This is a genomic window from Moorena sp. SIO1F2, assembly GCF_010672755.1.
GTDB lineage: Bacteria > Cyanobacteriota > Cyanobacteriia > Cyanobacteriales > Coleofasciculaceae > Moorena.
In genome coordinates, this window is sequence record NZ_JAAHFV010000400.1 from 1 (window position 1) to 5,545 (window position 5,545).

5 protein-coding genes are annotated in these 5,545 nt (G+C 42.7%); 2 read left to right on the forward strand and 3 right to left on the reverse strand.

Going from position 1 to position 5,545, the window contains the following annotated elements; genetic code table 11:
- Positions 1-408: 408 nt before the first annotated feature.
- On the forward strand, positions 409-1,515 hold the full coding sequence (locus tag F6J94_RS29300; protein ID WP_293046800.1) for a tetratricopeptide repeat protein: 1,107 nt from the start codon (positions 409-411) through the stop codon (positions 1,513-1,515).
- 11 nt (positions 1,516-1,526) lie between these two features.
- On the opposite strand, the gene F6J94_RS29305 is transcribed toward F6J94_RS29300, so the two are convergent.
- Complete coding sequence (locus tag F6J94_RS29305) at positions 1,527-1,961, reverse strand: hypothetical protein (protein ID WP_293046801.1); 435 nt, start codon at positions 1,959-1,961, stop codon at positions 1,527-1,529.
- 429 nt (positions 1,962-2,390) lie between these two features.
- Between F6J94_RS29305 and asnS the strand changes: the two genes are divergently transcribed.
- Complete coding sequence (asnS, locus tag F6J94_RS29310) at positions 2,391-3,779, forward strand: asparagine--tRNA ligase (RefSeq protein ID WP_293046802.1); 1,389 nt, start codon at positions 2,391-2,393, stop codon at positions 3,777-3,779.
- Between the two features lie 145 nt (positions 3,780-3,924).
- Here the strand turns inward: asnS and F6J94_RS29315 are convergent, their stop codons facing one another.
- A complete protein-coding gene (locus F6J94_RS29315; protein WP_070390908.1) occupies positions 3,925-4,125 on the reverse strand; it encodes a hypothetical protein in 201 nt (66 codons plus the stop codon).
- A 122-nt stretch (positions 4,126-4,247) separates the two neighbouring features.
- Complete coding sequence (locus tag F6J94_RS29320; RefSeq protein ID WP_293046803.1) at positions 4,248-5,339, reverse strand: glycosyltransferase family 4 protein; 1,092 nt, start codon at positions 5,337-5,339, stop codon at positions 4,248-4,250.
- Between the last annotated feature and the right edge of the window lie 206 nt (positions 5,340-5,545).

Here is a 5,545-nt window from a genome sequence, read left to right on the forward strand (position 1 = left end):
CCTACTCCCTCAATTATCCCAAATACTCCTTAACACCCCAAAAAATCAGCGCTAGATAAATTCGGCTAAAGTATAGCGCTAATTTAAACTACTCACTTAATTATCCCAAATACCCCTTAACACCCCCAAAAATCAGCGCTAGATAAATTCGACTAAAGTATAGCGCTAATTTAAACTACTCACTTAATTACCCCAAATACCCCTTAACACTTTAAAAAGTGAGCGCTAGATAAATTCGGCTAAAGTATAGCGCTAATTTAACTTAATACCTTAATAATCCCAAATATCCCTTAAGACTACAAAAAGTCAGCGATTTTAACTGCTCCCTAGGAGCATCTGATTTTACACTTAAGTTAAAGGCGAGAGACCGAATGTCTAACACTTGGTGATCTAACACCTAACGCTATCATGCTTAAGCAAATTGCTGATGCTTTTGAGCACCATGATTATCAAACTGCTGCGCGATTAATTAAACAACTTCTGAAGCAAGAGCCCAATAATCCCTGGACACAGCTTTATCTAGGACGGCTCCAGGAAGTCAGAGGTAAGCTAGAAGCAGCTGAAAGAATCTATCGACAGTTACTGAAAGGAACACCTGTTCCTAAAATTATGGCGCAAGCTCGTCAGGGACTAGCACGCTTAGAAGCTACGGCAAAAGAACAGCGCCGACAAGCCCTAGCCCAAGCAACGGCTGACCCTGAAAGTAATCAATTGGGAGTATTAGTCCTAAAGCCGATCAGCCAACAAGATAAACCAAAAGCAGCTCAACACTTAGCTCGTATCCTGGGGATAGACCCTTACACGGCAAGGCTACAGCTACCTACGAGAGGCTGGCGTTTATACCGCACTGGACCTGTGGGAGAACTTAAGTATTATGGCTCCTTACTGCGAGAAGCATCAATAAAATGTTTGTGGGCATCTGTAGCAGATATCAAAAGAATTAATATCTATCAAGTTAAGTATTTTTCTGACAGTAGTGACCAGGAAACTACTGTAGTTTGTCACAACTCTCAGGGACAGTTGGGGTCTTTTAGCTTTAACTGGTCGGAAGTTACCCAACGAGTAGACGGACGGTTGCCTTTGTTTGAGAAGGTAGTAGACTTAGATGCGCGACGGAATTTAACTCGTAAAACCCAAACCTTAGACTATGCCATGGTTTGTGACTTGCATTTACCACAGCGCCACAGTATTCTCAGACTATGCGATCGCAATTATCAATTTCAGCAAGGAATTGCTCTAACCCTCAAGCCAGTTTCTCATCAGAACAAGCAATCCCAAGACTCTCGTATACACCAAAGCACTACAAGAGTCAACTGGAACAACTTAGCTGATTATTTAAATGTTCGGCTACTTGAGAAACCAGTATGGTCTGACTTTACCACCTTTGCGCAAACTGCACTAGACTACCAAGATCTGCTAGAAAAACTGGAGTCTCATATCGACTTATTTCGCCTGGTCGAGACTCCTTGGGATCCAGCATTTCAGTTATATAGTGGACTAGTGTTTCTTGACTAATGACTAATCTATTAACGAGGGGTCTGCATCTGAGCAGCCATGTCCATAAACTTATTCATGCTAGGACCAGGACGGCGACGAGGCATGATCATTGGTACATATTTGGTGGCAAACGTCATTTCCGGCTGCCCTTTTGCCTTTTTGCCGAGAAGTGCTGCTGCTGAATTGATTGGCGCTACTGGTGTTGGCTCAGGAGCAGCTGCCTTTTTTTGAGCTTCTGCTTCAGCCTTCGCCTTAGCTTGTTTTTCTTTCTTGGCTTGACGAGCAGATTTGGGCTTAGAAGCTTCAGCTGTTGCTTCTACGGTCGCGGTTTCTGCTGTTGCCTCAGCTTTAGCCGGTTCTGGCTTCTGTTCTACCGCCGCTTGCTGGGGGGTGCTAGTTTCGCTTTCGTCTAGCTCCAGGTAGAATCCCTTGGATTTTTTTTTGCCCTTAAACAAACCTACCATTTACAAATACCTCTCTAAATTAGTTTTAATGGAAGCTATTACCAGAGTGCGATCGCAACTGGGGCTACAAGCTTGGCCCAGGACATATATCGGTAATCGGTAATCGGTAATCGGTAATTGTGCTTAATCCTTACTGATCACCTTTACCAACTAACCATTTACTAAAAACCTGACCCTGTCCTGGCTTCAGTGAATAGCCTCACTGCTGATCTTGGGTGACTAGTCGTTTGATGAAACTTAACCAAACGTTGCATTTGTATAGTAATTATGAGTGATTCCTTCACTTATTGCAACAATTTAGAAATTTTTGTTCATCAAACTTTACATACATTAAGCCCTTTCTAAGTATATTTACTTAGATTTTTAGAGCTAAAGACCACCAGGTAATTTAGAAAAGTTTACAGTTATCTCAGATTTTTGAGGAAAGCTATGGAAATTCGACGGATTGCTGAAGTTTTGCGCAATGGTCAACCAGATCAGTCTTTGACCATTCAAGGCTGGGTACGCACAAAACGGGAATTAAAGGACTTTGCCTTCATGGAAGTCAACGATGGCTCCTCCATGGCAAATTTACAGGTAGTGCTCAATCCAGACTTGTCGGATTATGAGACTATCGTAAAACGGCTTAATACTGGCTCATCAGTAGAAGTCACTGGTATACTAGTAGAGTCTCTTGGCAAGGGACAGCGCATTGAACTCAAAGCATCCTCGGTGACAGTGTATGGGGAAGCAGATGCCAATTATCCCCTACAGAAGAAACGCCACTCCTTTGAGTTTTTGCGCACCATTAGCCATTTGCGATCGCGTACCAATACCCTAGGTGCAGTGTTCCGAGTTCGGAATGCCTGTTCCAATGCCATTCATCAGTTTTTTCAAGAACGAGGCTTCTTGTGGGTTCATACGCCAATTATCACCGCTAGTGACTGTGAAGGAGCAGGGGAGTTGTTCAGTGTCACTAACCTAGACTTAAAGAACATTCCCAAAACCGATAATCAAGCAGTCGATTACACTCAGGACTTTTTTGGACGACCGACTTACCTGACCGTCAGTGGTCAATTAGAAGCAGAAATTATGTCAATGGCGTTTCGGGATGTGTACACCTTTGGTCCTACATTCCGAGCCGAGAATTCTAATACCTCTCGACATCTAGCAGAATTTTGGATGGTGGAGCCTGAGATGGCATTCTGCGATTTGAAGGGGGATATGGATTTAGCAGAAGCCTTTCTCAAGCATGTATTTAAGTCAGTATTGGAAAACTGTCCAGAAGATCTGGAATTTTTCAACAAGCGGATAGATAACAATGTTCTCGCTACTGCTGATAATATTATCAATAATCAGTTTGAGCGGATTACTTATACAGATGCGATCGCATTACTCGAAAAAACGGATCGTAAGTTTGAGTATGAGGTAAGTTGGGGTGTAGATTTGCAGTCAGAACACGAACGGTATCTAGCCGAAGAGTTGTTTAAAAAGCCCGTCATTGTCACGGATTATCCAGTAGAGATTAAAGCCTTTTATATGCGCTTAAATGACGACCAAAAGACTGTAGCAGCAATGGATGTGCTTGCGCCTAGGATTGGGGAGATTATCGGTGGTGCTCAGCGAGAAGAACGGCTGGATATATTAGAGAAGCGAATTCAGAATCAGGGGATGAATCCAGAAGATTTATGGTGGTATTTAGATTTGCGACGTTATGGCACAGTGCCCCATGCTGGATTTGGTTTGGGATTTGAGCGATTGGTGCAATTTATGACTGGTATGGCAAATATTCGGGATGTAATTCCGTTTCCCAGAACTCCTTTAAGTGCAGAGTTCTAAAAATCAAAACTATGGTTGGTTCTGCCCACAGCCGCCAAAGATGGGTAGTGGTAAAGATGTCGTGGTTTGGCTACGGTCTGGTAAAGGTAACGGAAGCTAAAATCACGAATTGTTTACCACTACCCAAAACTAGATTGACACAGTACTAGCTAAGTGCAGCATGGCTACGGTCATAGGTAGAGCGGAAACTAGGATGGGGTTTGCCTTGGATAGTACCCCAGTAGTCAGAATCTAAGCTATCTAGTCCTACTTCGGAAGCAACGCGACCGAGCATAGATTGCTGACGATTTTTGATCATGTGATGGTGATTCATCATCAGAGCCCTAGCTTTTTCTTGAGTAGACATTTTCCTTTCTCCGATTGCTTATATAAGATTGTTATGGAATTAACTTCCCTTACATTTATAACTATAGCAGTTATTCTGTATCACAAACTACAAAATTACTTTTATTTACAAATCTTAATGAACTAGCAACTATCACGACTTTCCTTTAAAATATCCCAGAGCCACTGCTCTACGCGATCGCCCATGGCCTGATTAGAGTATTTAACTTCGAGGAGGCGACGGCATTCACGGCGGTCAATTCTATCCAAATTTCCCAAGGCTTCTACCAAGCCTTCCACAGAATCGGGTTCTACCAAAAAGCCATTTTTACCATCTTCGATAATTTCTGCTGATCCACCACGGTCATAGGAAATGACTGGCACTCCACAAGCAAGGGCTTCCATTGCCACAGTACTAAATGCTTCCACCCAATGAGGCGTCATCAGTAAGGCTCGACACTGGCGCAAGTGTTTTTGGAGTTGATCAGTTGGGAGAAAACCCAGGTATTCTAGAGGGGCATTGGGGTAATCCTGGAGAATCTGCTGCCAATAGGGTTGATTTTGTATAAGACCCATAATTTTTAGTGGCTTAGCCGTTATATCTGATGCTGCCACTGCATCTTCTAAGCCTTTTTCTGGAGAAATTCGACCCACCCAGCCGACCCAGGGTGAGGGAGAGTCACAAAAGGAATAGACAGACAAATCAATGCCATTGCCCAAACAACGACAGCGATTCTTGAAGGAAAATGTTGCCCCTTGAGCCATTGAATGAACCCCAATTGTGCCAGGAAAATTAATGGCAACTTGTTCGATGATCTGATCCATCGCCTCGGTTAATGAACCCATACTCACTAGGTGAGCAATGGGACAAGTGAAAAAGGGGGTTAGGTAAAACGGTAACCAGTCGTAGGCAAAGTTGACAATCAAGTCATAGTCAGTTTGAACTTGCCGCCCATAGTCCCACATATTAGCCAATACCGAGGATGGGGGGATGATAGTAGGAGTGTCTCTTGTTTGAGTTTGAATACTAGTTTCCAGAACACCATCAATTTCTACCAGAGGCATTCCCCAAGCTGTAGATCCTTTTGTTGCCACAATTGTGATCCTGTGACCCCGATGAATCAATTCCGTAGCAATGTTACGTAAAGTCAACTCAACCCCACCACCTAAGCCTGAACCCAACGGACCAACTGGGGTGGAAATTAATAGCAATTTCAGGGAATTTAATTGGCTCATTAATTTAAAATTAACCCTGGCAATTTGATAATCAAAACGATAACTATAAGCTTTTAATTAATTTTGAATTCAAAACATTTATTACTGTAAACATCTTCAAGCACGGTAAGTAAAGCTGAGTAAACTTTTATTCTATGCTATTCCATTTTAACGGTTTACACTTCCCTATCATAGCACGGTAAGTAAAGGTTACTAAACTTTTATTA